This window comes from Xenorhabdus japonica, assembly GCF_900115195.1.
In the GTDB taxonomy this organism is placed as follows: domain Bacteria; phylum Pseudomonadota; class Gammaproteobacteria; order Enterobacterales; family Enterobacteriaceae; genus Xenorhabdus; species Xenorhabdus japonica.
The window spans coordinates 13900-38709 of sequence record NZ_FOVO01000007.1; the positions used below are offsets into that span (position 1 = coordinate 13900).

The following is a 24810-nucleotide window of genomic DNA, read 5'->3' on the forward strand; positions in this document are numbered from 1 at the left end:
AATGACTCAATCCCCTCACTCTAAAGGCCCTGGAAAAGGGCTATTTGATACTGTACGACGAGTAGTAGCAATTGTTGTTCATATGGTTGAAACCCGTATCCAACTTATTGCTGTTGAGCTAGAGGAGGGAGCAGCAACGCTGATACATCTGCTTCTTCTGATAGGGTTTACCTTATTGTTCGCGGGCTTTGGCCTGATATGCCTACTGGTGCTGATATTCTGGGTCATCGATCCAGCCTACCGAATAACGGCAATGGTCATCACTGCCGGAACACTACTGCTCCTCGCCGTATTTAGTGCAATGTGGACGATAAAAAAAGCCCGAAAACTGACCTTTCTTAACGCAACCAGAGAGCAGTTGAATGTTGACCGCAAAATGCTGGAGGGTGATCATCATGAATAAATCGGGGCATCATCAGCAAAAGTTGCGAAAGCAGCAGCTATTAACAGAGATCCAGCAACAACGACAGTTACTCTCTATCTATAGCCGGAACTGGCTTGAAGCCACGCAAGCTTATGATAAAGGTTGGCAAACTTTGACTGCTTTCAAGCCTTATCTCGCCATTGCCTCTGGTGTTGCCCTGATTTATGGTCTGCGCCATCCCAAGAAATTTTATCGCTGGTCACTCCGCATGGTCAGCATCTTTGGGTTCATGAAAGCCATGCGAAATACACTATACAAGTAAGTAGCCATAATTCTGTTTCTTATTCAAATTCCCTTTTGTACTCTGACTAATTTCTTCAAAAAAACTGCATGAAATTGTTAACATTCTTTACTATCAACAAATAACACCTCTATTTAGAATACCGCCCATCAGCCAATGATTAACAAATTGTGCCATTTAGTTCATTTATTGGACAAAAAATCAAAATAGACAGCTTATTTATCGCTACCTGCGGTATTTTTGGAGACGTTCATGAAAAAATTTGAAGATAGTAGCCTATTAATTGCCCGTATTTTAATATCCGTTCTTTTCATTATCGCAGGATATGGAAAATTAGGTGATGCCTACGCAGGAACGCAGGAGTTTATGGAAGCCATGAAGGTTCCGGGAATTTTACTGCCACTGACTATCTTACTTGAACTTGGTGGCGGAATTGCTGTGATGTTCGGCCTGTTAACCCGTACCACGGCTGTGTTTACATTTATTTTCTGTATTCTGACAGCTATTCTGTTCCACAATGATTTTTCAAATGACATGAACCTGACTATGTTCCTGAAAAATTTCTCCATTGGCGCAGGTTACCTGCTGCTGGCTATGATGGGCCCAGGAAAATTCAGTATTGATCATGCATTGAAGAAAAACTGGTAGAAGAAAAACTGCTAGAAGCTGAAAGCCCCTTGCTGCGATTACACAGCAAGGGGCTTTCATGCACGCTATTTCTTCGCAAACAATTTGGGGATTTCACGTAAGCACCAGGACTTAGCTTCTCCCATACTATCGCGCCGCCAAGCCATGATAATGTTGGTTTCATGACTGTACTCCGAACCAACAACACACAAACGGCCTTCAGCAATATCTTGTTCCACCATAGGATATGGCATAGTAGCCACGCCCAACCCTGCCAAAAGCGCCCGGCGTTTATCTTCCAGTGTACTCACTGTCAAGCGAGGTTGTTTATCCAATAACTTAACCGTCAATACAGGGCGCTCCCTTGCCGTATCAGCTACTGCTATTCCACGATACTTTACTCGCGTAGTATCAGACAGTGGTTCGGGTTCATGATGAATAGGATGATCCACACTGGCAACATAGACGTTGTTAATAGAATAAAGTGTCCGTGAATTCACTTCCGCCGAAGCCCTAAAATGAAGGTCAGGAGCAATCACAATATCAGCATGCCCGGTTTCCAATCGCTCCCAAGCACCTGCCAGTACTTCCGTCGTTAACGAAAGTTGCGTATTCGATTTAGTAGCCAGTTTATCCACGATAGGGAAAAGTGATGTGATTGGGAACAGGGCTTCACACACAATAGTCAGGTGTGTTTCCCAACCATGGGCAAGCGCTTCGGCATCTGCTGTCAATTTATCTGCCGCCTCAAGCAATAACCGCCCTCGTTCCAACAGCATCCGGCCAACATTGGTAAATTTCGTGCGATGACCAGAACGATCAAACAGCACAACATCCAGCTCTTCTTCCAATTTCTGCATGGTGTAACTCAATGCGGAAGGAACTCGGCCCAACTCATCCGCTGCCGCAGCGAAACTTCCTCGCCGATCTATCGCATCCATTACCCGCAGGGATTCCAAGGTAAGCGCACGTTCTTTGCTCATATTTTTCTCAATCAGGAATTTTGAATATAGACACCAGATTAACTGGCTAACATTTCAACGTCCAGATAATTAAGATCGAGAATAATAGATCTATTAGTTGAAGAGATTACAGTCATGATGATAACGAGAACAGCAAATCAATGCGGAAAAGCTGATTATGGTTGGTTACAGGCTCGCTATACTTTTTCATTTGGTCACTATTTTGACCCAAAATTTTTGAACTACCGGGCACTGCGTGTTCTTAATCAGGAAGTCTTGGCGCCAAAAGCTGAATTCCAACCGAAAGCTTACCCTCATGTTGATATTCTGAATATTATCCTGCAAGGGGAAGTTCAATATCGAGACAGTGAAGGTAACAACTTCCATGCACGTCAGGGGGATTGCCTGCTATTTTCTGCCCGTCAGGGTATTAGTTACAGTGAGCACAATACCAGTGACAAAATACTACTGACACGGCTGCAACTCTGGCTCAATGCCTGTCCTCAGCAAGAAGCACAACCATTACAGCGTAAGGTGCTGACAAACAAGCCACTCACATTGCTGGCCTCTCCTACGTCAGAAAACAATAGCATGCGTCTGCGCCAACAAGTCAGGATAAGCTATCTCGTGCTTAAGCCCCATAACAACCAGGTTCTGACTTTGCGAGGCAAACATGCTTACCTGCAATCCATCAGTGGTAACGCAATAATTCGCGGTAACGTAAGAATCAACGATAACAAAAGCAGAGATGTGATGCTTAAATGCGGGGATGGTGTATTCATTCAAGAAGAGCAGGAGGTGATATTACAGGCGGATACTCCATTTCGAGGCCTACTTATTGATTTGGATGACTAATTCCTTTTGTTCCTGATACCCATTCCATATTGAGTCAATTTATCCAGTTTACCCATAAATGAAACAAGCCCTATAAAGCTTTCGCTCTATAGGGCTAAATTTGTGAAGTTGACCGATAAGCCGGGTTCTGTCTTGGACAGCCATTCATCTAGGCCAGCACTTGCGCACTGGCTCAAGCAACCTACCCGGGTTCGATACGGGCCGTACCATCTGAACCTCTATTTGGTCTTGCTCCGGGTGGAGTTTACCGTGCCACGAACTGTTACCAGTCGCGCGGTGCGCTCTTACCGCACCCTTTCACCCTTACCTGATCTCATTTTCTTGCAAAAATGAGCCATCGGCGGTTTGCTCTCTGTTGCACTGGTCGTAGGCTTTCACCTCCCAGACGTTATCTGGCACCCTGCCCTATGGAGCCCGGACTTTCCTCCCCTTTACTTCTCCCAAGGGAGAGCGGTAAAGCAGCGACTGTCTGGTCAACTCCGGCGCGGATTATAAGAGGTTTGCTATTCAATGTATAGGAGTTTTCACGCGTCTTCTTCAATTTGATCCTGTGCAGCATTTTGATCGAGCGAATAACGATACAAGGCATTTTTCTTCACACCATGGATTTCTGCCGCCAATGCCGCTGCCTTTTTCAATGGAAGTTCTTTTTGCAGCAACGCCAGCGTCCGCAAAGCTTCCGGCGGCAAGCTATCGTCCGCAGGTTTACGATACCCTTCCACAATCAGAACCATTTCTCCCCGACGACGGGTTTCATCTTCCCTGACCCATGCCAGAAGTTCACCAGCAGGCATTCCTTGAATAGATTCCCACGCTTTGGTTAATTCTCGTGCCAGCACAACATAACGATCCGCCCCCCACACTTTCACAATATCTTCTAAACTGTCCAACAAACGATGTGTCGATTCGTAGAAAATCAGCGTTCGCGGCTCTTGTGCTAACTCGCGCAAGGTATCTTGGCGCCCCTTACTTTTGGCGGGTAAGAAACCTTCATAACAAAAGCGATCTGAAGGTAAACCAGCAGCAGACAGTGCTGTAATTGCCGCACAAGGACCAGGAAGTGGCACTACCTTGATGCCCGCTTCACGGCAGCGACGAACAAGGTGATAGCCCGGATCATTGATCAAAGGTGTACCGGCATCAGATACCAGTGCGATGCTCGCTCCTTGTTCAAGCTTCGTAAGTATTTGATCTGCTTTTTGCTGTTCATTATGATCATGAAGTGCGAACATGCGCGCATTAATGGCAAAATGTTGAAGCAACAAGCCAGTGTGTCGCGTATCTTCGGCTGCAATCAGATCGACATGTTTAAGAACTTCAAGAGCACGCTGAGTAATATCCCCCAGATTTCCAATAGGGGTTGGTACAACATATAGCGTGGATGTCGTAACCACTGCTCGATTGGTTTGATTCATTGTTTCATCCGAATGACCGATTTAAAATTGAGCATCTTTGAAAAAAACATCACTGGATACAGTATGCTTCCCTCAATTTTTGTGCGTTTTAAAACTGGTTTAGTCTATACAGCGCTGCTGTCGACTATGATTATTGCAGGGTGTACCATGCCCGCACAGCAAGGGCAACCAACTTCTGAGCCTCAGGACAGTATCAGCGCAGAGATTAACCGCTATCAAGCCATTATTGATGCAGCACACAATCAACCATCGCTGGATGTTATCCGTGCTTACATCGCGTTGGAGTCCTATTTAACAAAAAACCAAGCAACAGATGATACCACCCGCCAGAAAAATCTTGATGAGACATGGCAATTACTGACGCATCTTTCACCCCAGCAAATGAGTGAATTGGTGATTAATGCCAATGAATATACATTGCAAGGTTGGCTTGATTTACTCAATACCTATCAGATTAATAAACAGGATCTGGAGAAACTGCGTTCAGCTGTCCACGATTGGCAAATCCGTTATTCAAACAACCCTGCTGCACGTAGTTTACCCTCGCCCCTGCAACAAATTCTGCAAGAGGCCAAAACCAGCCATGCCACAATTGGATTATTTCTGCCTTTGAGCGGTCCGACAAAAGTGTTTGGTGAAGCTATTCGCCAAGGTTTCCTTGATGCACAAAAAGGATTGCCAAAGTTATCTTTATCAAAACCTGCATTGCTAAAACCAGAATTGCCAACAAATACCGTTGATTCAAATGGGGAAATCAACACCACGCCACCTAATGCTGAATCAGCCGATCCTGAAAATGCCAGCGTTGCAAATTCAGAAAATAGTGGCGTTGCTGCGATTGAACCCATATCTGAAATGGATGCGGTCACAGATATCGTATCAACTGCGGATTCGGTACCAACAGTGGCTTCTACGATTAATGATGCTCCTATCAATAATCAAACTGTAAAAATCTATGACACTAACAGCCAGCCACTCACTGCCCTGCTGGCACAGGCTGAACAAGATGGTGTGACTCTGGTCGTTGGGCCATTGCTGAAAATTAATGTAGAGCAATTGGCTCAGATTGAGACTCCATTGAATATTCTGGCACTCAATGAACTTGATGTACCACAAACACAGTCAAGTATCTGTTATTTCTCGCTCTCTCCTGAAGATGAAGCGAAGAATGCCGCAATGCATATTTGGCAACAACAAAAGCGCAGTCCTCTGGTGTTGATACCTCGTACTGAGTTGGGTACTCGAGTTGTAAAAGCCTTTGCGGAAGAGTGGCAAAAATTGGGTGGTCAAGCGGTATTGCAACAAGCTTTTGGAACACCGAGCGAAATGAGGCAGTCCATGAATCGTGGAATTGGCATTCGCTTATCTGGTACACCAGTTATCCCCACAAGCTCAGAAACTACCCCTGTGGATGCTGTTTACATTGTCGCGACAGCGAATGAACTGACCACCATCAAGCCAATGATCGATATGGCAATCAGTTCCCGTAAAAAGCCGACTCTCTATGCCAGCTCACGCAGCAATACATCAGGCTCAGGCCCGGATTTCCGTCTAGAGATGGATGGTATGCAATTTAGTGATATTCCATTGCTGACAGGTGCAAATGTGCCATTAATGCAACAAGCTGCCAAAAAATTCGCCAATGATTATTCTCTGATGCGCATCTATGCAATGGGAATCGATGCATGGTCACTGGCTAATCAATTTGCGCAAATGCGGCAAGAGATGGGATTCCGCTTGAATGGTGCATCGGGAGAACTTTCCGTGACGGGTAACTGCACCATCTTGCGTCAACTACCATGGATGCAATTCAATAATGGCCGTATAGTTCTCGAAAATCGCACTGGCGATGTCAATAATACTAATGTCAATAACCCCAATGCCAATAGCGGAAATATCAATGGCGCAGAAAACAGCAATAACACTGGCAATATGGATAATCCCGATAACGTAAATAATGCTTTGTAAAGTAACGCTCCCGATCATGGATAATGGTCGGGAGCGTAAAAAACAGGTAACAAAGCTATTGTTTTAGAAATCTATTGTTTTAAAAAGCTATTGCTTTAAAAAGATACGGTTTGAGAAAGATACCGTTTGAAATATGAAAGGAATCGTGGTCATTTCAGGATGAAAAAACCAACAAACAATCGCTATGCACTAGGGCGCCATTATGAACAGCAAGCTAAACTGTTTTTGCAAAAACAAGGGCTTGTCTTTGTTGCTGAGAATGTGAAAATTCGTGGTGGGGAAATCGATCTGATTATGCGTGATAAATATACATGGATATTCGTTGAAGTCCGTTTTCGTCAGAATGCACAATATGGTGGTGCCATTGCTACAATTACCCAAAGTAAGCGCAGAAAGCTTTTGCACACAGCGGCTGTCTGGCTGTCCCGACGAAATGAATGTCTGGAAACTGCACCATGCCGTTTCGATGTTTGTGCAATAACAGGACAAAAATTTGAATGGCTGAAAAATGCCTTCACCCTGAATGAGAGCTTATTTCAATAGGTTCTCAATTTTCTCACTTTTTAAATAAATATATTCCAAATACATAGGTCATAACGTGCTGGATAGAATTAAAGTCTGCTTTACAGAAAGTATTCAAACTCAGATCGCAGCAGCAGAAGCATTACCCGACGCAATCTCACGCGCCGCAATAATGATGGTTCAATCACTGCTGAACGGCAATAAAATCCTTTGCTGTGGTAATGGTGGATCTGCCGCAACCGCACAGCGTTTTGCCGCCAGCATGATTAATCGCTTCGAAACGGATCGGCCAAGTTTACCTGCACTGTCACTGAATACAGATAATGTAGTAATCACCGCCATCGCCAACAGTAAACAGCCTGATGAAATCTACGCCAAACAAGTCAGAGCACTGGGACATACAGGGGATGTTCTGCTTGCTATTTCCACACATGGAAACAGTCGGGATATCATCAAAGCGGTAGAAGCTGCTGTTACACGCGATATGACGATTGTCGCGCTGACAGGCTACGATGGTGGTGAATTGGCAGGCTTACTAGGCCCTCAGGATGTTGAAATACGCATTCCCTCACACCATAGCGTCAGGATCCAAGAAGTCCATATGTTGACAATTAACTGTCTGTGCGACTTGATCGACAATACATTATTCCCTCATCAGGATGAATAAAGGAGCCAGCTCATGCGGTTATTTTCTCTATTATTAATATGTTTCAGTGTAATGCTATTACAAGGATGTATTGGCGCTGCCGTCGTAGGTTCTGCCGCGTTTGCCACAAAAGCCGGTTCAGATCCGCGAACAATTGGCCAACAAGTTGACGATACTACGCTGGAAGCCCGTGTCAGCACGGCCATCAGTAAAGATCCACAAATTAAGGCACAAGCACGCGTGGTAGCCACTGTGTATCAAAATAAGGTTCTTTTAACAGGCCAAAGCCCAAATATAGCTCTGGCTGAGCGGGCAAAACAGATTGCGTCGAAAGTTGAAGGCACCAAGACGGTATATAATGAGATCCGTCAGGGTAACCCCATTTCATTGGGCACAGTTTCCACCGATGCCTGGTTGACAACCAAAGTGCGCTCAAAAATTTTAGCCAGCGATTCAGTGAGGTCATCCAGCATTAAAGTGGTGACAGAAGATAGTGAAGTCTTTTTGTTTGGCATCGTCACCCGACAAGAAGGAAGTGACGCTGCGAAAATCGCCAGCGAAACCAGTGGCGTAAGACGTGTGACAACAGCATTTACTTACCTCAACTGAAAACCTCAGCCAAAGCGATAGCTCAGAAAACAACCATCAAAGCGGCACAAATTGGTGCCGCTTTTTCCTATCTCAATTCATTTTGCTTTAAGTAATTCTCTCCCCCCATTAACTGCATTTGCCGCAAAATCCATTGTTGGCGCTGCAATACATATTTGGAGGGAGCATTCACCTTATAGCGATGGGGGTTTGGTAGAACAGCAGCGAGCAATGCAGACTCAGAAACTGTCAATCGACTGGCAGGTTTGCCGAAGTAACGCTGAGCCGCTTCTTCAACACCAAAAATACCATTGCCAAATTCGGCTATATTAAGATAGACCGTCAAAATACGTTTCTTTGACCATAGCAATTCCAGTACCGCCGTCATGCCCGTTTCCAATCCCTTTCTGACCCAACTCCGACCTTCCCATAAAAATAAATTTTTGGTTGTTTGCTGAGAAATTGTCGATGCCCCCCGAATTCGCTTTTGATATTTTTTGTTATGCGCTATAGCAGTTTCGATAGCATCAAAATCAAATCCCCAATGTTTTGGAAATTTTTGATCTTCGGCTGCAATGACGGCTAATGCTATATAAGGTGAAATTTGATTCTGATCTACCCATGAGGAATGAGAAACATAAGAGAAATTAATTAACATTAAAGCGCCTATTTGTCTCTCTATCATCACCATAGAAAACGGCACCGGCAGAAATGAAAAAGCGATTACAGCAACAAACCATAGAACTGTGATCGATACGACAATTTTTTTCAGCCAGCGCCACAATATTGAAAAAGGATTTTTCATCCGATTACTCAATCATTCTCAATATTTCTCTAACTAATTTATCAATTCCTTTTTCTGCCTGAAACAGGGATTCTGCAAGCATATAAGCGGGTGTTGTCACAATTTTGTTTTCAAAATCAATAACAACGTCATCAACGGGGCACTCAATATGTATACCTCCCATCTTCTCTATTTCAGCCGCTGTTTCTGGATCATTTCCAATGGTTAATTTTATCGGTTTGCCTAATATTTTAGGTACCATAACAGGAGAAATGCACATAAACCCCATCGGCTTACCTGATTTGTGTATATTTTGCACAATACTTAATAACTCTTTATTTATTTCGCAATCAGAACCTTTAGATGCAAAATTACATAAATTCTTGACTACACCAAAACCCCCAGGAATAATCAGCGCATCCAACTCATCAATATTAACTTTGGATAAAGGCTGTATATTTCCACGTGTTATGCGGGCGGATTCTTCCATTATATGGCGGCTTTCTTTTTTCTCTTCTCCATTAAGGTGATTAATAACATAATGTTGTGCTTCATCAGGCGAAAAAAAAGACACTTCAGCGCCAAGACGGCTTAAAGAGAGCATAGTCAGTACTGATTCGTGAATTTCACTTCCATCGTACACTCCGCATCCACTTAATATAACGGCAACAGATTTCATATTTCTCTCCATTTGTAGTAGATTAATGCTTAACCCCTTAGAGGGTTAAACACCAATCTTCATCACAGATTTTAATGAATCTTGTAACAAAAAATCTTATCTTTGCTATGTTGGTACTTGTGTTCTGTGCGGAAGAATTCTTTAATTACTCGCATCGAAAATAAATCTTAGATAAGCGGGTAAACAAGTTTCCCTGGTGTTGGCGCAGTATTAGCGCACCCCAACTTCGGTTAGGGTTATTTTTTTGTAGCGCCTGATAACCAATTTCTTAATATTTCTATATCCTGCTTCCATTCCGACTTTAACTCATCCACCCACTCCTGAACATTATCCCACCACGCAGGTAAATCTGGTGACTGAATCTGCTGAGCCAATTGCTGCAAGTGGCGTAACCCTACTGAACCAGCCGCTCCCTTAATCTTATGCGCCTCTTCCGTGATGCCTTTTTGATCTCTGGCGGTCATGTTGGAGTCCAGCAAAGAAATGTAACTTGGCATCATGGTTTCAAAAATAGACAGATTATCTATAATCATTTTTGGTCCAACCAATTCGATGTATTGGTTAAGCATCTCTATATCTAGCCGCTCTTCATCCTGATACACAATACCAACTTCCGGTAAGATACTTTCAGATTCAGATGTCTTACCCCAATATCTTTCTATTACGGCAGTCAATTCCTTGACGGATAGCGGTTTATTGAGCACATCATCCATGCCTGCATCAAGATATTCTTTTTTATCCTTCAATACATTAGCCGTTAGAGCGATCAAAGGAGGCAAGGATTGAGAGGAGTAACGCTGGTGCAATTGACGGGCGATATCGAGTCCGGTCATATCCGGCAATTGGATATCCAGTAGCACTAAATCATATTCATCAGGATCAAACATTGCCAATGCATCATGACCATTCATGGCAACATCCACACTGTTACCCAGTTTCTCCAGTACAGAACGAGCCACAATGACATTCAATTCAATATCTTCCACCAACAAGATGTTAAGTGCTGGCAATGGCACAGCATCTTGTTCAGCCTTCCCTTCTGGATAATCAACAATGGCTGGAGCAATAACAGACAAGGTAAAGCAAGAGCCTTTGCCTAACGTGCTTTTCACAGCAATGTCTCCCCCCATTCCTTGAGCAAGGCGCTTCGAAACCGCAAGGCCAATTCCTGTGCCTGTCGCAGGGCGTCCGCCAGCACTGTCTTTGACCTGATAATACATTGCGAAGATTTTTTCCAGCTCATCAGGAGGAATGCCAATACCGGAGTCCGTTACTTCAAAAAATAAGCGCTCTCCTTCTTCACGCCAGATACGAACCCTAATTTCGCCTTGAAGCGTAAATTTGACAGCGTTGCTGATCAGGTTCCACAAGATTTGTCGCAAGCGGGTTCCATCAGTCAGCACTTTTGCTGGTAATGGCAGCTCTGGTTCCAGTACAAATTTAATTCCTTTCGGTTGCGCCAATAAACCTGAAATATTCTCCAAATCTGTCATGAAACCCGTGAAATCAACTGGTTGGTTATCAAGCTGAACCTTGCGACGCTCAATTTTATCTAATTCTATGATATCATTGAAAATATTTCCCAAAGTAACGGCGCTGACATGAATTGTTTCCAGATATTTGCATTGCTCTGGTGTTAAGTCGGTATCCATCAAGATTCGGCTCAAACCTATAATGCCATTTAAAGGAGTACGAAGCTCATGGCTAATCGTAGAGATAAAAGTCGTTTTATCCCTACTGGCATTCTCCAATGCGTCCTGATAGCGCTTACGCTCCGTTATATCGCGCCCAAATCCCATTAACCCATGTCGCTTGCCAACACGATCATAAAAAGGGACTTTCCTTAGCTCAAAACAGGCCTTGCGCCCGTCGGGATAAACTAACCATTGTTCATAAGTCAGGGAGACATTGTGGCGAAATACTTTTTCATCAGTTTCCATCACCTTGCTGGCAATTTCTTTATCATAAACATCCGTCGGCGTCAGACCTATGAGATTTTTTTCGCTTTTGCCAGTCAGCAATTCCATCGCCCTATTACAGCCAGAAAATTCATTCTCTTCATTACGGTAATAAACTAAATCCGGGGAGGCATCCAGAAATGAACGCAATAGTATTGATTGCTGTTCAAGTTCAATCTGGGTTTTTTCTCGGTACTCCATTTCCAGTTTAAGTTTATCCAACAAAACCAAATGCGTTTTTTCCGCCTTTTCCCTATCGCCGATCTCTTGATTCAATTGGGCAATATTTTCTTTGAGCTGCAGATTTAATGTCGCATCGCGCTGACGCATTTCTTCAAGTTTTTCGACCAAACCAGATAAACGCTGGCGGGATTCCTCAAGTTGTTCAACTACGATGGAGAGGAAATAAACTGCCCAAGGAGTGATCAACAAACCAAAAAAAATGGAGCGAATTAAATCAATACTCTCCACTTTCCCAGTCAGTACTGCTGTGACTGCCATCTGCATCGTTATAGCAAGAATAACCAAAGCCGATGCAAGCAACATAGAAAAACGCACCAGCCCCAGCTTCATCATCAAATCTACATAATATTGGGCAAGCCCTCGAATCAGCTTCATAACCGCTCCCAGTAAAATTATTCCCGATAAAGTCACCAGATTGAATCATAACGCAAAAAAGCCCCAACTTCGTTGAGTGATATCATCCTTAAACCCCATAAAGAATAAAATATCCAAAAAAACAGAATAACTATGCACTAGATTTCAATTATATTTTTTATGATTAAAAAATAATCAATAATATTATCTTGAAAAGAGAAAAATACATACAATAAATCTAATTTAAAATAAATTATTAGAATAAAATTTTAAATATTATGCATTTTAAAGCATATCTAAAATAGATAATGTGGTAATTTTAGTGATATAAATCACATCATATAAGGGAATGATCTTGGTCACAAAATATAAAAACTCAATATTTATTCATTAAAATCAACGTAATAAATAAAAAATTTCTACAAAAAGCGCAATTTAACACTATTTGACCTACTCTATTTTTATCGTTAAGTTGGGAATTCACTGAAAATCACCTGTTGGATAATCACCCAACTCATATTTATGCAGTGATAGAGAACATGACATCATTTTGATTTACCGCTTGTGGATATCAATAAAACAAGTGGCGTTTAACTGAGGGCGCGAATTAGACGCCTATAGAAATAAATATATTTATGCCATCTCGCGAGTGATGTGAGAGTCAGACAAAAAAAGTCGGACAGAACTTGGGGAGTTTTACAATGTTGTATAATAAATTGCAGGAAAAAGATAACTGTGGTTTTGGATTAATCGCACATATTGAAGGAGAGCCGAGTCACAAAGTGGTGCGTACAGCCATACATGCATTGGCTCGTATGCAACACAGGGGCGCGATTCTGGCGGATGGAAAAACGGGTGACGGCTGTGGTTTATTAATGCAAAAACCAGACCGTTTCTTTCAAATGATCGCCAGTGAGCAATCATGGCGGCTCGCTAAAAACTATGCTGTCGGCATGCTGTTCCTGAGTCAGGATGCAAAAATAGCCCAATCATGTCGTGATATTATTGAGCAGGAATTACAACACGAAACCCTATCCATTGTGGGTTGGCGGGAAGTTCCTATTAATCGCGATATTTTAGGTGATATTGCCCTATCAAGCCTCCCCCGTATTGAGCAAGTTTTCATCAATGCGCCAGCCGGATGGCGTGCGCAAGATTTGGAACGCCGACTGTTCGTTTCCCGCCGCCGCATAGAGAAACGCATTACCGACAACGACTTTTATATTTGCAGCCTATCTAATCTGGTCACGATTTATAAAGGACTTTGCATGGCTGCGGATTTACCGCGCTTCTACCCTGATTTGGCTGACTTGCGCATGGAGTCTTCCATCTGTTTATTCCACCAGCGCTTTTCAACTAATACAGTTCCTCGCTGGCCATTGGCACAACCATTTCGCTATCTGGCTCACAACGGGGAAATCAACACCATTACCGGAAACCGCGAATGGGCTAAAGCCCGGGCCTATAAGTTCCATACACCACTTATCCCCGATTTACATACTGCCGCGCCTTTTGTTAATGAAACCGGTTCTGATTCCAGTTCACTGGACAACATGCTGGAACTGTTTCTCAATGGCGGCATGGATTTAATACGCGCAATGCGCTTGCTCGTTCCACCAGCATGGCAGAATAACCCTGATATGGATGACGACCTGCGAGCGTTCTTCGATTTCAATTCTATGCACATGGAACCTTGGGATGGACCAGCTGGCATCGTTATTTCCGACGGGCGTTATGCAGCCTGTAATCTGGATCGCAACGGCTTACGCCCTGCCCGCTATGTGATTACCAAAGATAAGCTGATTACTTGTGCTTCTGAAGTCGGTATTTGGGATTACCAACCAGATGAAGTCGTCGAAAAAGGTCGTGTTGGGCCTGGTGAATTAATGGTCATTGATACCTATGAGGGCCGCATTCTCCACTCTGCTGAAACTGATAATGATTTGAAAAGCCGTCACCCTTATAAAGAGTGGCTGGAGAAAAACGTCAAACGGCTGACTCCATTCGAAGCGTTGCCGGAAGAGCAAATCGGGCAGAGAGATTTGGATGATCGCTTGTTGGCAACTTACCACAAACAGTTTGCCTACAGTTATGAGGAATTGGATCAGATTATCCGTACCCTCGGTGAAAATGCTCAAGAAGCGACAGGTTCAATGGGAGATGATACGCCGTTTGCCGTACTTTCCAGCCGTCCGCGTATTATTTATGATTATTTTCGTCAGCAATTCGCTCAAGTTACCAATCCTCCTATTGATCCATTGCGTGAAGCTCATGTTATGTCTCTGGCTACCCGCATTGGACGAGAAATGAATGTCTTTTGCGAAGCGGAGGGACAAGCTCATCGACTGTGCTTTGAATCTCCGGTTCTGCTTTACTCTGATTTTGTGCAACTGACGACCCATCAGGAATCCTATTATCGCTCTGATACGCTGGATTTGACCTTCAATCCACAGGAGATCACGCTGAAGAGCGCGATTTCAACTTTATGTGAAAGAGCAGAAGAACTCGCCCGTAATGGTGCAGTAATGCTGGTACTATCCGATCGCAATATTTCACCTGAAAGAGTGCCAATTCCTGCGCCAATGGCAGTCGGTGCAATTCAGCACTGTTTGGTTGAGAAAAACCTGCGCTGCGATACCAATTTGATCGTAGAAACCGCCGGTGCGCGTGATCCACATCATTTTGCGGTATTGATCGGTTTTGGTGCTACCGCGGTTTATCCTTATCTGGCCTATGAGTCACTGGGAAAAATGGTGGATAACGGCACAATTAATACGCCATACGCCCGCGTTATGCTTAATTATCGCAATGGCATTAATAAAGGGCTGTATAAAATTATATCTAAAATGGGTATCTCCACCATTTCCTCTTACCGCTGCTCGAAATTGTTCGAAGCCGTTGGTCTGCACTCTGATGTAACAGATGTCTGCTTCAATGGTGTCGTCAGTCGTATTGAAGGCGCAGATTTCAGTGATTTTGAACAAGATCTGCGTAATCTTTCCAAACGGGCATGGTTACATCGTCACGCCATCGATCAAGGGGGGCTGCTGAAATATGTCCATAATGGGGAATATCACACTTATAACCCCGATGTTGTCAGCACATTGCAGGCAGCAGTCCACAGTGGCAACTACAGCGATTACCTGAAATATTCTGAATTAGTTAATGGACGTCCCATAACAACATTGCGGGATCTGCTTGCCATTTCTCCCAAAGATGAGCCCGTTAACATTGAGGATGTTGAACCCGCAGTAGCATTGTTCAAACGTTTTGATACCGCAGCCATGTCAATTGGTGCTCTCAGCCCTGAGGCCCACGAAGCGCTGGCAGAAGCGATGAATGCGCTAGGTGGTTTTTCCAACTCCGGAGAAGGTGGGGAAGATCCTGCGCGCTATCGTACCAACAAAGTTTCCCGCATCAAGCAAGTCGCCTCTGGCAGATTTGGAGTTACGCCAGCGTACTTGGCCAGTGCTGATGTAATCCAGATAAAAGTCGCCCAAGGTGCAAAACCAGGGGAAGGAGGCCAATTGCCGGGAGATAAAGTCACGCCTTATATCGCCAAATTACGCTATTCCGTCCCCGGAGTGACCTTAATTTCACCACCACCACATCACGATATTTATTCAATCGAAGATCTGGCCCAATTGATTTTCGATCTTAAGCAGGTGAATCCGAAAGCGCTAATCTCCGTAAAACTGGTTTCAGAACCCGGTGTAGGAACCATTGCCACAGGTGTCGCCAAAGCTTATGCCGACCTGATAACTATTGCTGGTTATGATGGTGGAACTGGTGCAAGTCCGCTTTCTTCTGTCAAATATGCAGGTTGCCCATGGGAATTGGGGCTGGTGGAAACCCAACAAGCATTGGTTGCCAATGGGCTGCGCCATAAAATCCGCCTTCAGGTTGATGGGGGATTGAAAACGGGTATGGATATCATCAAGGCGGCTATTTTAGGTGCAGAAAGTTTCGGTTTCGGAACTGGCCCAATGGTTGCCCTCGGCTGTAAGTATTTGCGGATCTGTCACTTAAATAACTGCGCTACCGGCGTCGCTACGCAGGATGAAAAACTGCGTCAATCTCATTATCACGGCCTGCCAGAAAGAGTCATGAATTATTTCCGCTTTATTGCGCAGGAAACACGAGAACTGATGGCACAATTAGGTGTAAAACAGCTTACGGATTTGATTGGTCGAACAGACTTGTTGGAAATACTTGAGGGAATTTCGGCTAAGCAGAGCAAACTCAATCTTGAACCATTGCTGGAAACGGCAGAACCTCACGTTGGCAAAGCGCTGCATTGCACAGAAGATAATTCTCCTTTTGATCAGGGGACGCTGAATAAATCGATCATCGCTCAAGCGATGCCTTATGTGGAAAATTCACAAAGCAAGACATTCTATTTTGATATCCAAAATACAGATCGTTCTGTTGGCGCCTCTCTCTCCGGTGAAATTGCAGCCCGGTATGGCGATCAGGGACGGGCGGCCGATCCGATCAAATTACATTTCAGTGGAACAGCCGGACAAAGTTTTGGAGTGTGGAATGCAGGTGGTGTTGAGCTGACTTTAATCGGCGATGCCAATGATTATGTCGGTAAGGGTATGGCAGGTGGCTGCATTACCATCCTTCCTCCTATTGGTTCCGCATTTAAAAGTAACGAAGCCACTATCATCGGTAATACCTGCCTGTATGGTGCAACAGGCGGGAAACTCTTTGCTGCCGGACATGCCGGTGAACGCTTCGCGGTACGTAATTCAGGTGCCATCACCGTTATTGAGGGGATCGGCGACAATGGCTGTGAATATATGACTGGTGGGATCGTCTGTGTTCTGGGCAGCACTGGTGTCAATTTTGGGGCGGGCATGACAGGGGGATTCGCTTACGTACTTGATGAATTTGATGACTTCCGTAAACGCGTCAATCCAGAGCTGGTGGAAGTTCTCTCAATGGATAGTTTGGCTATTCACAAAGAGCACCTGCGGGGATTAATCACCGAACATGTTCGTCTGACAAACTCTCAACACGGCGAAAGCCTATTGGAAAATTGGTCTCAATGGGTCAATAGATTTGCTTTGGTTAAGCCTAAATCCAGTGATATCAGTGCGTTGTTGGGGCACCGCAGTCGTTCTGCTGCCGAATTGCGGGTTCAGGCACAGTAAGGAGTCAATTATGAGCCAGAATGTTTATCAATTTATCGACTTGCAGCGTGTCGATCCACCGAAAAAATCATTGAAAATCAGAAAAATAGAGTTTGTTGAGATTTATGAACCCTTTTCTGAAATTCAGGCACAGGCACAAGCAGATCGCTGCCTCTCCTGCGGTAATCCATACTGCGAATGGAAGTGCCCCGTACACAACTATATTCCGAATTGGCTGAAACTCGTCAATGAAGGGCGCATTATTGAAGCAGCAGAATTATCTCACCAGACCAACAGCTTACCAGAAGTCTGTGGGCGGGTTTGTCCGCAAGATCGCCTGTGTGAAGGCGCTTGTACACTGAATGATGACTTCGGTGCTGTCACCATCGGTAATATTGAACGTTACATTAATGACACAGCCATCGCGATGGGCTGGAAACCGGACATGTCGCATGTCATCCCGACAGGCAAACGCGTAGCCGTGATTGGAGCCGGCCCAGCGGGATTGGCTTGTGCAGATGTCCTGATCCGCAACGGTGTACAAGTGGTGGTTTATGATCGCCATCCTGAAATTGGTGGCTTGCTCACGTTCGGTATTCCCGCTTTTAAACTAGAAAAAGAGGTGATGATTCGCCGCCGTGAAATGTTCTCCGGGATGGGTATTGAATTCTGTCTGAACACAGAGATAGGCCAAGACATCACGCTGGCTGAACTCACTACAGAATTTGATGCTGTATTTCTTGGAGTTGGAACATATCAATCCATCCGTGGCGGATTGGTGAACGAAAGCGCTGACGGGGTATATGACGCTTTGCCTTTTTTAATAGCCAATACCCGTCAGTTGATGGGCTACCCTTCTCTCCCTGAACAGCCTTATGTTGATATGAAGGGTAAACGTGTTCTGGTTCTGGGCGGTGGTGATACTGCAATGGACTGTGTCCGTACTTCGATTCGCCAAGGTGTAAGCAGTGTTATCTGTGCCTATCGGCGGGATGAAGAAAATATGCCTGGCTCCCGTCGTGAAGTAAAAAATGCTAAAGAAGAAGGTGTAGAGTTTCTCTTTAACCTTCAACCAATAAGCATTGGGATTAACAACGCAGGGCATATTTGTGGTGTTAAAGTTGTGAAAACACAACTGGGTACCATAGATGAAAAAGGCCGTCGTCAGGCTGAGGTTATTCAAGGTTCAGAATTCTTGATAGAAGCTGATGCCGTGCTCATGGCGTTTGGCTTCAAACCCCATACCATGAGCTGGCTAGATGAACATCAAGTCAACCTCGATCAAAAAGGCCGCATTGTAGCCCCTGAGTCCAGTAATCTGCCTTTCCAAACCAGTAATCCTAAAATATTTGCAGGTGGAGATGCCGTGCGCGGCTCTGATTTGGTAGTAACGGCCATTGATGAAGGTCGAAAAGCTGCTTTCGGCATTCTCGATTATCTTGAAGTGTAATATCCCATTCTTTTTCTTCTAATGACTTCTCCGATCCCTTAATCGGAGAAGATCTCAAAAGCATAAAAATCCCGTCGTTTTTTTTATTTTCTTTTACTACCACACTAATTGTATTTTTTAGATTTATGCGACTATTCTTATACTCTAAAGCCAAATATACCGATTTAATCTCCTACTCATTATAACAATACAACAATAGTGCAATACCGTAATACAGCAATAAGGCTTATTTTTTTCGGAAAGAAAGTTGCTCAAAGTAACTGGTTAAATAGATGTGAAATAAAAGATCACTAAAACGATAATAATAGGAATAAATACATGCGATTACTCACACAGATACTCTTCTTCTCTTGCATATCCTTGATAAGCTTGCCATCAATTGCGAAAGTCTCTACTCCTGCCGAAATTATGCAACAATTACAAGAAAGAGGAGTAAATTCTGTTGTGGCAGAGATAAATGAAAAATACGAACAGGATAACATTCTCCATAGTATTTCAACCGGTGATACACAATGGCTGCAAATTGCCTTTAAGCTCATCCCTAATGCCCATTCCAAATTTCCCCAGCAAATTACTAACTCTTTATCGGTTGCTTTGACTGAAAATCCTGTAGAGGTATTAGCACTGGCAAAAGCACACCATGCGTTTTCACTTACTGATATCTGCACTATTCCTCAAACATTCAATGGACTGGATAAAAAGAAAATTTTTTCCAAAAAAATGATGAACAGCTTAAACGCAGCAAAAAAATCTAATACTGGGAAAAATCGGGATAATATCGAAATCTGTATGTGGGAATTTGAAAAAGCTCGTAACACTTATTTGTAAACTAAAAATAAAGGAGATCAATGTCTCCTCTATTTGCATTTCTAATAAGTCTCTTCATCTTTCAAGTTACAGCCTTGCTGACTGCAACTTAAAATCTATAAGATATGAGCTTTAAGCAATTATTTTACAACGCGCAAAGTTGGACGACCCTTTGGCGGTTGAGGTGGCGGTTCGTCATCTGGCGAATTATCATCGTGAGAAGTTTTGCTACCATGTCTGCTATCGTGGATAAGCACCAAATTATCTGCTATTGGTGCATCTGTTTCTTCTGATCCAGTATCCTCATCATAGGCAAGTTCTGGCTCAAACATCATTCCCGCACCATTTTCACGGGCATAAACCGCAATAACAGCTGCCATCGGAACATTAACTTGACGAGCAATGCCACCAAAACGGGCATTGAACCTCACTTCATCGTTAGTCAATTCTAAATTGCCAACCGCTCTCGGTGAGATATTCAAAATAATTTGCCCATTTTGCACATATTCCATCGGGACGCTAACGCCATAAACGTTAACATCCACAACAATATGCGGGGTCATGTCATTATCCAATAGCCACTCATAATGTGCCCTCAATAAATAGGGGCGGCGTGGAGACATTTGAGTCATCTCCATAAATTAACTCCGTGATTGTAAACGCATTTCACGTTCGGCTTCTGTCAGTGAAGCCAAGAATGCATCACGCTCAAACACACGCTGCATGTAGATTTGAAGCTCTTTTGTACCCGGACCTGACAACTCAACACCTAAAGCAGGCAAACGCCACAGCAGCGGAGCCAAGTAGCAATCCACCAAACTGAACTCTTCATGTGCGAAGAAAGGACTGAAAAGAGATATACTATCTTTACTCAGTAATTTCTCAGCAAGCTGTTTACGTGCAGCATTAGCTTCCTGAGCATTTCCTTCCTGAATTTTGTACATCAGGGAATACCAATCTTTTTCAATTCTATACATCGCCATGCGGCACGTGCCACGTAAAACCGGATACACAGGCATGAGTGGTGGATGTGGGAAACGCTCATCCAGATATTCCATAATGGCGCGAGAATCATACAAAGTCAGATCACGATCAATGAGAGTTGGAACAGATTTATAAGGACTAAAATCAATCAACTCCTGAGGCAAATTATCTTCTTCAAGGGGATCAACATGTACAATATCTACGGTGACCCCCTTTTCCGCCAGTACAATTCGCACTTGATGGCTAAAAATGTCGGTCGGGCCGGAAAACAGAGTCATTACCGAACGTTTGTTGGCAGCGACAGCCATGAAAACCTCCAAGTTTATCTAAAAAAAGGAACGAACAGCTCTTCAATAAACAGCGGCTATTCTCGCTCATATTCTCATCCTGTTTCGCACTTATTATCCGAGGCTATTCCCTTCACTTTTCTAGTAACTGCTTTACTGGCTGTAACGAGAAATTTCTTAGAAAGATATTTAACCTCTGCCAAATCGGGCAAATTCATGGATAAGGCAAAAAATTATTACTACTCTATCAGATTTTGCGCATTTTGTGGGGAAGTACATTGAGAATTAATGATGAAATATTGGAATTCAGGTATTTATCACTAAAAAAACACTCTTTATTTGCAAAAAATAGAGAGTTATTAAGGAATAAAAAAATCTACAGGAATAAAAAAACCCACCATAAAAATGGTGGGTTTTTTAACTTTAACCCATTGCCACAACTGTGGCAATAAATTAACGTTTGGAGAACTGTGGACGGCGACGTGCTTTGCGCAGACCCACTTTTTTACGTTCAACTTCACGAGCATCGCGAGTAACAAAACCAGCTTTGCGAAGTTCAGAGCGCAGAGTCTCGTCATAAGCCATCAGTGCACGAGTGATACCGTGACGGATGGCGCCTGCCTGACCAGAAGTACCACCACCTTTAACAGTGATGTACAGATCCAGTTTGCTCAGCATATCAACCAGCTCGAGTGGTTGACGAACAACCATGCGCGCAGTTTCGCGACCGAAGTAAACTTCAAGGCTGCGTTGGTTGATTACGATGTTACCGCTACCTGGCTTAATGAAGACACGAGCGGAGGAGCTTTTGCGGCGACCAGTGCCGTAGTATTGATTTTCAGCCATTGCCTATAATCCCGATTAAATGTCCAGAACTTGTGGTTGCTGTGCCGCGTGGTTGTGCTCGTTGCCCGCGTAAACTTTCAGTTTACGGTACATTGCACGACCCAGTGGCCCTTTTGGCAGCATGCCTTTAACCGCGATTTCAATGACACGCTCAGGACGGCGGGCAATCATCTCTTCAAAGGTCGCTTGCTTGATACCACCGATGTGGCCAGTGTGGTGATAATAAATTTTGTCAGCACGTTTGTTGCCAGTTACAGCAACTTTTTCTGCGTTAACAATAATGATGTAGTCACCAGTATCAACGTGCGGAGTGTATTCCGCTTTGTGCTTGCCGCGCAGGCGACGAGCTATTTCAGTTGCAAGACGGCCCAAAGTTTTGCCGTCTGCGTCAACAACATACCAGTCGCGTTTTACGGTTTCTGGTTTAGCTGTAAAAGTTTTCATTAAAGCTTACCCAATTATAAGTTACATGTTGGTGAACACTCGATGTTCAGAAACTTTTTGGAGGTTCACACGACTCATGTCCAGCAAACCTACCCCTTCGAATAGCCTATGCCGGCACTAATGCAAGTTTTTTGGGAAAAAAAACCTGCTGTAACGTGGGGTCGCAAGATTATAGAGAACTCATCATAAAAAATCGACCCCAAATTCAATAATTATCCTATTGGTTGATATTACTTTCATGCATTAGCATCCGCAGGGGGAAATAAATCAGAGCAAATGCGGAAGTTTCAGGTATTCCTCACTCTGCATTTCCTGCAATCGAGACAGGCAACGTCGATATTCAAACGTCAGCAACTCACCTTGATAAATCTGTTCCATCGGCGCATCAGCATTGATGATGAGTTTTACCTGACGCTCATAGAATTCATCCACTAATGCAATGAAACGCCGTGCCGCACTTTCATCCGATGCCGTCATGATTGGCATATCATGCAACAAAACAGAATGATAGAGCTTCGACAAAGCAATGTAATCCAACTGGCTGCGGGGATCTTCGCACAATGTTTTGAAATGGATGGCCAATACTCCATCAACACTACTGATTGCAGGCATGTTGCGATGATTGATCTCCAATACAGGATTCGGCTCTCCTGCTCGCCCAGCCAAACGCTGGAACATATGACGCATCTCCTGCCGATTCTGTTCCGTTAATGGTGTCAAATAAAGGTGAGCCTGTGTAAGTGTCCGTAAACGATAATCGATACCTGCATCAACATTCATGACATCACAATATTTTTTAATCTGCTCAATGGCAGGCAGGAACCGCGCACGCTGCAATCCATTTCGATATAGTTCATCAGGTGGAATGTTGGATGTTGCCACCAAGGCAATGCCCCGTGCAAACAGAGCCTCCAGCAATGTACCGAGGATCATGGCATCCGTAATGTCAGACACAAAAAACTCATCAAAACAGAGTATATCCGTCTGTTCCTTGAAACCATCAGCGACTACCTCCAAAGGGTTTTCATTTCCTTGTAAAACTGTTAATTCTTCATGTACCCGCAGCATAAAACGGTGAAAATGGAGACGCAGTTTCCGCTCAGTAGGCAAGCTCTGGAAAAACATATCCATCAACCACGTTTTTCCACGTCCTACCCCTCCCCACATATAGAGTCCCTGAACAGGACGATACTGCTCAGGGGATTGCCGACCAAACAACTTACCCAATATGCCTTTCAACCCATTGGGTTGAGGAGTATGACAAGATCGGACATTGATGAGGTCACGATATATGATATCGAGACGTTCAACAGTATTGCGTTGTACTTCGTCAGGTTGATACTGACCATCAGACAGCGCTGCTTGATAGAGAAATGAAGGTGTAATCGGTGACATGAAAGTGACAATCCTTAAAATTTTTTATTCTCAGTGCGTATCGTATGTTACAGCTCTGTTGGCTACGCTCGCAGCGCTTACCGTCGCACAGCAACTCGAAATCTATTGAGTATATGCCCTTCGTCTTTCAAGTTGCCTCTTTGTTGGCTGCGCTCACTCACCCCGGTCGCATAGTTATCTATGCTCCCGGGGATTCGTTCCCTTGCAGCCGCGATACATCTTGAAATCCATTGGGTATAGATGCTTTTGGCTACGAATTTTTGACTACATACTTTGGTAAATCCGTATAAAATTAATATATTAGGCAATAGATAAATTAATTAAATGATAATCAATATTCCACTCTGACTAAATTAACGGTTATAGTGATAGTCAAGATACCAAGAGCCTATCCCAGTAAGCGTATATCCTTGCAAATAGAACTGCCTAATGGGATAAAGCTCTAATAGATTGCGAACAATATTGATTGTAAAACATTGCAGAACAATGATGTTACTAAAGGAGTTGCCATGACCTGGGAATATGCACTGATCGGATTAATCATTGGTTTTATCATCGGCGCGCTGGCTGTCCGCTTTGGCAGCTCCAAGCTACGCCAACAAAATGCGCTACAAGCTGAATTAGAGAAAAATCGGACTGAATTGGAAGAGTACCGTAAAGAGCTGGTCAGCCATTTCGCCCGCAGTGCTGAATTACTTGATAATATGGCGCGCGATTATCGTCAGTTGTATCAGCACATGGCTAAAAGTTCCAATGACTTGATGCCCAACATGCCAGTACAAGATAATCCTTTCAATTACTGTCTGAGCGAATCCGAAGCTGAGACAAATAAAGCGACTGCTAACATGCCTCCACGGGATTATTCTGAGGGTGCCTCTGGTCTATTCCGCCCAATCCAAGATAAGAAATAATAATGAACCTTGCCGTGGCAACGATGAATGCCACGGTTTTCTGTTGTGATTCTTCATCCAGAATCCAGCAGCAAAAATTTTGTTTTTTTATTTCTAATTCACGTAAATACCTGTAAAGAAGTTTATTTAAACTACTTTATTAGTGAACTTTGATGAATAGTTGGTAGTCATAACAGCATTGAAACAATTAGGCTTAGAGCCTATCCAAATACGCGTAATTTCTGAGGCAGCTACATACCCGGACAGGATAGGTATCTTAAGTAAAATTTAATTTTCTAGCTT

General features: G+C 43.7%; 22 protein-coding genes and 1 other RNA gene. 12 read left to right on the forward strand and 11 right to left on the reverse strand.

Features of this window, described 5'->3' with window-relative positions:
• The first annotated feature begins 1 nt into the window (after nucleotide 1).
• The 3 genes from BM135_RS04420 to BM135_RS04430 all read left to right on the forward strand — a co-directional run bounded on the left by BM135_RS04420 (nucleotide 2) and on the right by BM135_RS04430 (nucleotide 1313).
• On the forward strand, nucleotides 2-403 hold the full coding sequence (locus BM135_RS04420; RefSeq protein ID WP_092518215.1) for a phage holin family protein: 402 nt from the start codon (nucleotides 2-4) through the stop codon (nucleotides 401-403).
• Nucleotides 396-686, forward strand: a complete 291-nt coding sequence (locus tag BM135_RS04425; RefSeq protein WP_092518217.1) for a YqjK-like family protein — start codon at nucleotides 396-398, stop codon at nucleotides 684-686. The genes BM135_RS04420 and BM135_RS04425 overlap by 8 nt, the downstream gene beginning before the upstream one ends.
• 231 nt (nucleotides 687-917) lie before the next feature.
• Nucleotides 918-1313 carry a DoxX family protein gene (locus BM135_RS04430; protein ID WP_092518219.1) on the forward strand — a complete coding sequence of 132 codons (396 nt, stop codon included), beginning with the start codon at nucleotides 918-920 and terminating at the stop codon, nucleotides 1311-1313.
• 65 nt (nucleotides 1314-1378) lie between these two features.
• Here BM135_RS04430 and BM135_RS04435 read toward each other — a convergent pair whose 3' ends face one another.
• Entirely contained in the window at nucleotides 1379-2275 is an 897-nt protein-coding gene (locus BM135_RS04435) for a LysR family transcriptional regulator (RefSeq protein WP_092518221.1), read from the reverse strand.
• A 114-nt stretch (nucleotides 2276-2389) separates the two neighbouring features.
• Here BM135_RS04435 and BM135_RS04440 point away from each other — a divergent pair, with 114 nt between their 5' ends.
• The gene (locus tag BM135_RS04440) at nucleotides 2390-3109 is read left to right on the forward strand and encodes a pirin family protein (protein WP_092518223.1); all 720 of its coding nucleotides are present in this window, start codon (nucleotides 2390-2392) and stop codon (nucleotides 3107-3109) included.
• 100 nt (nucleotides 3110-3209) lie between these two features.
• Here BM135_RS04440 and rnpB read toward each other — a convergent pair.
• Both rnpB and rsmI read right to left on the reverse strand, forming a co-directional pair.
• Nucleotides 3210-3590: RNase P RNA component class A (gene rnpB, locus BM135_RS04445), an RNA gene on the reverse strand.
• A 43-nt stretch (nucleotides 3591-3633) separates the two neighbouring features.
• The gene (gene rsmI, locus BM135_RS04450; protein WP_092518225.1) at nucleotides 3634-4524 is read right to left on the reverse strand and encodes a 16S rRNA (cytidine(1402)-2'-O)-methyltransferase; all 891 of its coding nucleotides are present in this window, start codon (nucleotides 4522-4524) and stop codon (nucleotides 3634-3636) included.
• A 63-nt stretch (nucleotides 4525-4587) separates the two neighbouring features.
• On the opposite strand from rsmI, the gene BM135_RS04455 reads away from it, so the two are divergent.
• From BM135_RS04455 to dolP, 4 genes are all read left to right on the forward strand, one after another.
• Nucleotides 4588-6492: a penicillin-binding protein activator gene (locus BM135_RS04455; RefSeq protein ID WP_092518227.1), complete on the forward strand. Its 1905-nt coding sequence runs from the start codon at nucleotides 4588-4590 to the stop codon at nucleotides 6490-6492.
• A 159-nt stretch (nucleotides 6493-6651) separates the two neighbouring features.
• Nucleotides 6652-7035 carry a YraN family protein gene (locus tag BM135_RS04460; protein WP_092518228.1) on the forward strand — a complete coding sequence of 128 codons (384 nt, stop codon included), beginning with the start codon at nucleotides 6652-6654 and terminating at the stop codon, nucleotides 7033-7035.
• Nucleotides 7036-7090: 55 nt separating this feature from the next.
• On the forward strand, nucleotides 7091-7681 hold the full coding sequence (diaA, locus tag BM135_RS04465; RefSeq protein WP_092518229.1) for a DnaA initiator-associating protein DiaA: 591 nt from the start codon (nucleotides 7091-7093) through the stop codon (nucleotides 7679-7681).
• Nucleotides 7682-7693: 12 nt separating this feature from the next.
• A complete protein-coding gene (dolP, locus tag BM135_RS04470) occupies nucleotides 7694-8269 on the forward strand; it encodes a division/outer membrane stress-associated lipid-binding lipoprotein (RefSeq protein WP_092518230.1) in 576 nt (191 codons plus the stop codon).
• Nucleotides 8270-8336: 67 nt separating this feature from the next.
• Here the strand turns inward: dolP and mtgA are convergent, their stop codons facing one another.
• From mtgA to arcB, 3 genes are all read right to left on the reverse strand, one after another.
• A complete protein-coding gene (gene mtgA, locus BM135_RS04475) occupies nucleotides 8337-9053 on the reverse strand; it encodes a monofunctional biosynthetic peptidoglycan transglycosylase (RefSeq protein ID WP_092518231.1) in 717 nt (238 codons plus the stop codon).
• A 4-nt stretch (nucleotides 9054-9057) separates the two neighbouring features.
• Complete coding sequence (gene elbB / locus BM135_RS04480; RefSeq protein ID WP_092518232.1) at nucleotides 9058-9711, reverse strand: isoprenoid biosynthesis glyoxalase ElbB; 654 nt, start codon at nucleotides 9709-9711, stop codon at nucleotides 9058-9060.
• 236 nt (nucleotides 9712-9947) lie between these two features.
• On the reverse strand, nucleotides 9948-12287 hold the full coding sequence (gene arcB, locus BM135_RS04485) for an aerobic respiration two-component sensor histidine kinase ArcB (protein WP_092518233.1): 2340 nt from the start codon (nucleotides 12285-12287) through the stop codon (nucleotides 9948-9950).
• Nucleotides 12288-12967: 680 nt separating this feature from the next.
• Between arcB and gltB the strand changes: the two genes are divergently transcribed.
• The 3 genes from gltB (at nucleotide 12968) to BM135_RS04500 (ending at nucleotide 19682) form a co-directional block, all read left to right on the forward strand.
• Complete coding sequence (gene gltB / locus BM135_RS04490) at nucleotides 12968-17425, forward strand: glutamate synthase large subunit (RefSeq protein WP_092518234.1); 4458 nt, start codon at nucleotides 12968-12970, stop codon at nucleotides 17423-17425.
• 10 nt (nucleotides 17426-17435) lie between these two features.
• Nucleotides 17436-18854 (forward strand): glutamate synthase small subunit, encoded by a 1419-nt coding sequence (locus tag BM135_RS04495; protein WP_092518235.1) that lies wholly within the window; start codon nucleotides 17436-17438, stop codon nucleotides 18852-18854.
• A 408-nt stretch (nucleotides 18855-19262) separates the two neighbouring features.
• Nucleotides 19263-19682: a hypothetical protein gene (locus BM135_RS04500; protein WP_245737294.1), complete on the forward strand. Its 420-nt coding sequence runs from the start codon at nucleotides 19263-19265 to the stop codon at nucleotides 19680-19682.
• A 119-nt stretch (nucleotides 19683-19801) separates the two neighbouring features.
• Here the strand turns inward: BM135_RS04500 and sspB are convergent, their stop codons facing one another.
• From sspB to zapE, 5 genes are all read right to left on the reverse strand, one after another.
• Nucleotides 19802-20299 carry a ClpXP protease specificity-enhancing factor gene (sspB, locus tag BM135_RS04505; protein WP_092518247.1) on the reverse strand — a complete coding sequence of 166 codons (498 nt, stop codon included), beginning with the start codon at nucleotides 20297-20299 and terminating at the stop codon, nucleotides 19802-19804.
• 3 nt (nucleotides 20300-20302) lie between these two features.
• Nucleotides 20303-20953 (reverse strand): stringent starvation protein SspA, encoded by a 651-nt coding sequence (gene sspA, locus BM135_RS04510; RefSeq protein WP_092518256.1) that lies wholly within the window; start codon nucleotides 20951-20953, stop codon nucleotides 20303-20305.
• Nucleotides 20954-21385: 432 nt separating this feature from the next.
• Nucleotides 21386-21778, reverse strand: coding sequence for a 30S ribosomal protein S9 (rpsI, locus tag BM135_RS04515; protein ID WP_092518258.1), 393 nt, complete (start codon nucleotides 21776-21778; stop codon nucleotides 21386-21388).
• Nucleotides 21779-21793: 15 nt separating this feature from the next.
• Nucleotides 21794-22222, reverse strand: a complete 429-nt coding sequence (gene rplM / locus BM135_RS04520) for a 50S ribosomal protein L13 (RefSeq protein ID WP_092518260.1) — start codon at nucleotides 22220-22222, stop codon at nucleotides 21794-21796.
• A gap of 267 nt (nucleotides 22223-22489) precedes the next feature.
• Nucleotides 22490-23617, reverse strand: coding sequence for a cell division protein ZapE (gene zapE, locus BM135_RS04525; RefSeq protein ID WP_092518262.1), 1128 nt, complete (start codon nucleotides 23615-23617; stop codon nucleotides 22490-22492).
• 509 nt (nucleotides 23618-24126) lie between these two features.
• Between zapE and zapG the strand changes: the two genes are divergently transcribed.
• Nucleotides 24127-24528 carry a Z-ring associated protein ZapG gene (zapG, locus tag BM135_RS04530; protein WP_092518264.1) on the forward strand — a complete coding sequence of 134 codons (402 nt, stop codon included), beginning with the start codon at nucleotides 24127-24129 and terminating at the stop codon, nucleotides 24526-24528.
• Nucleotides 24529-24810 lie beyond the last annotated feature (282 nt).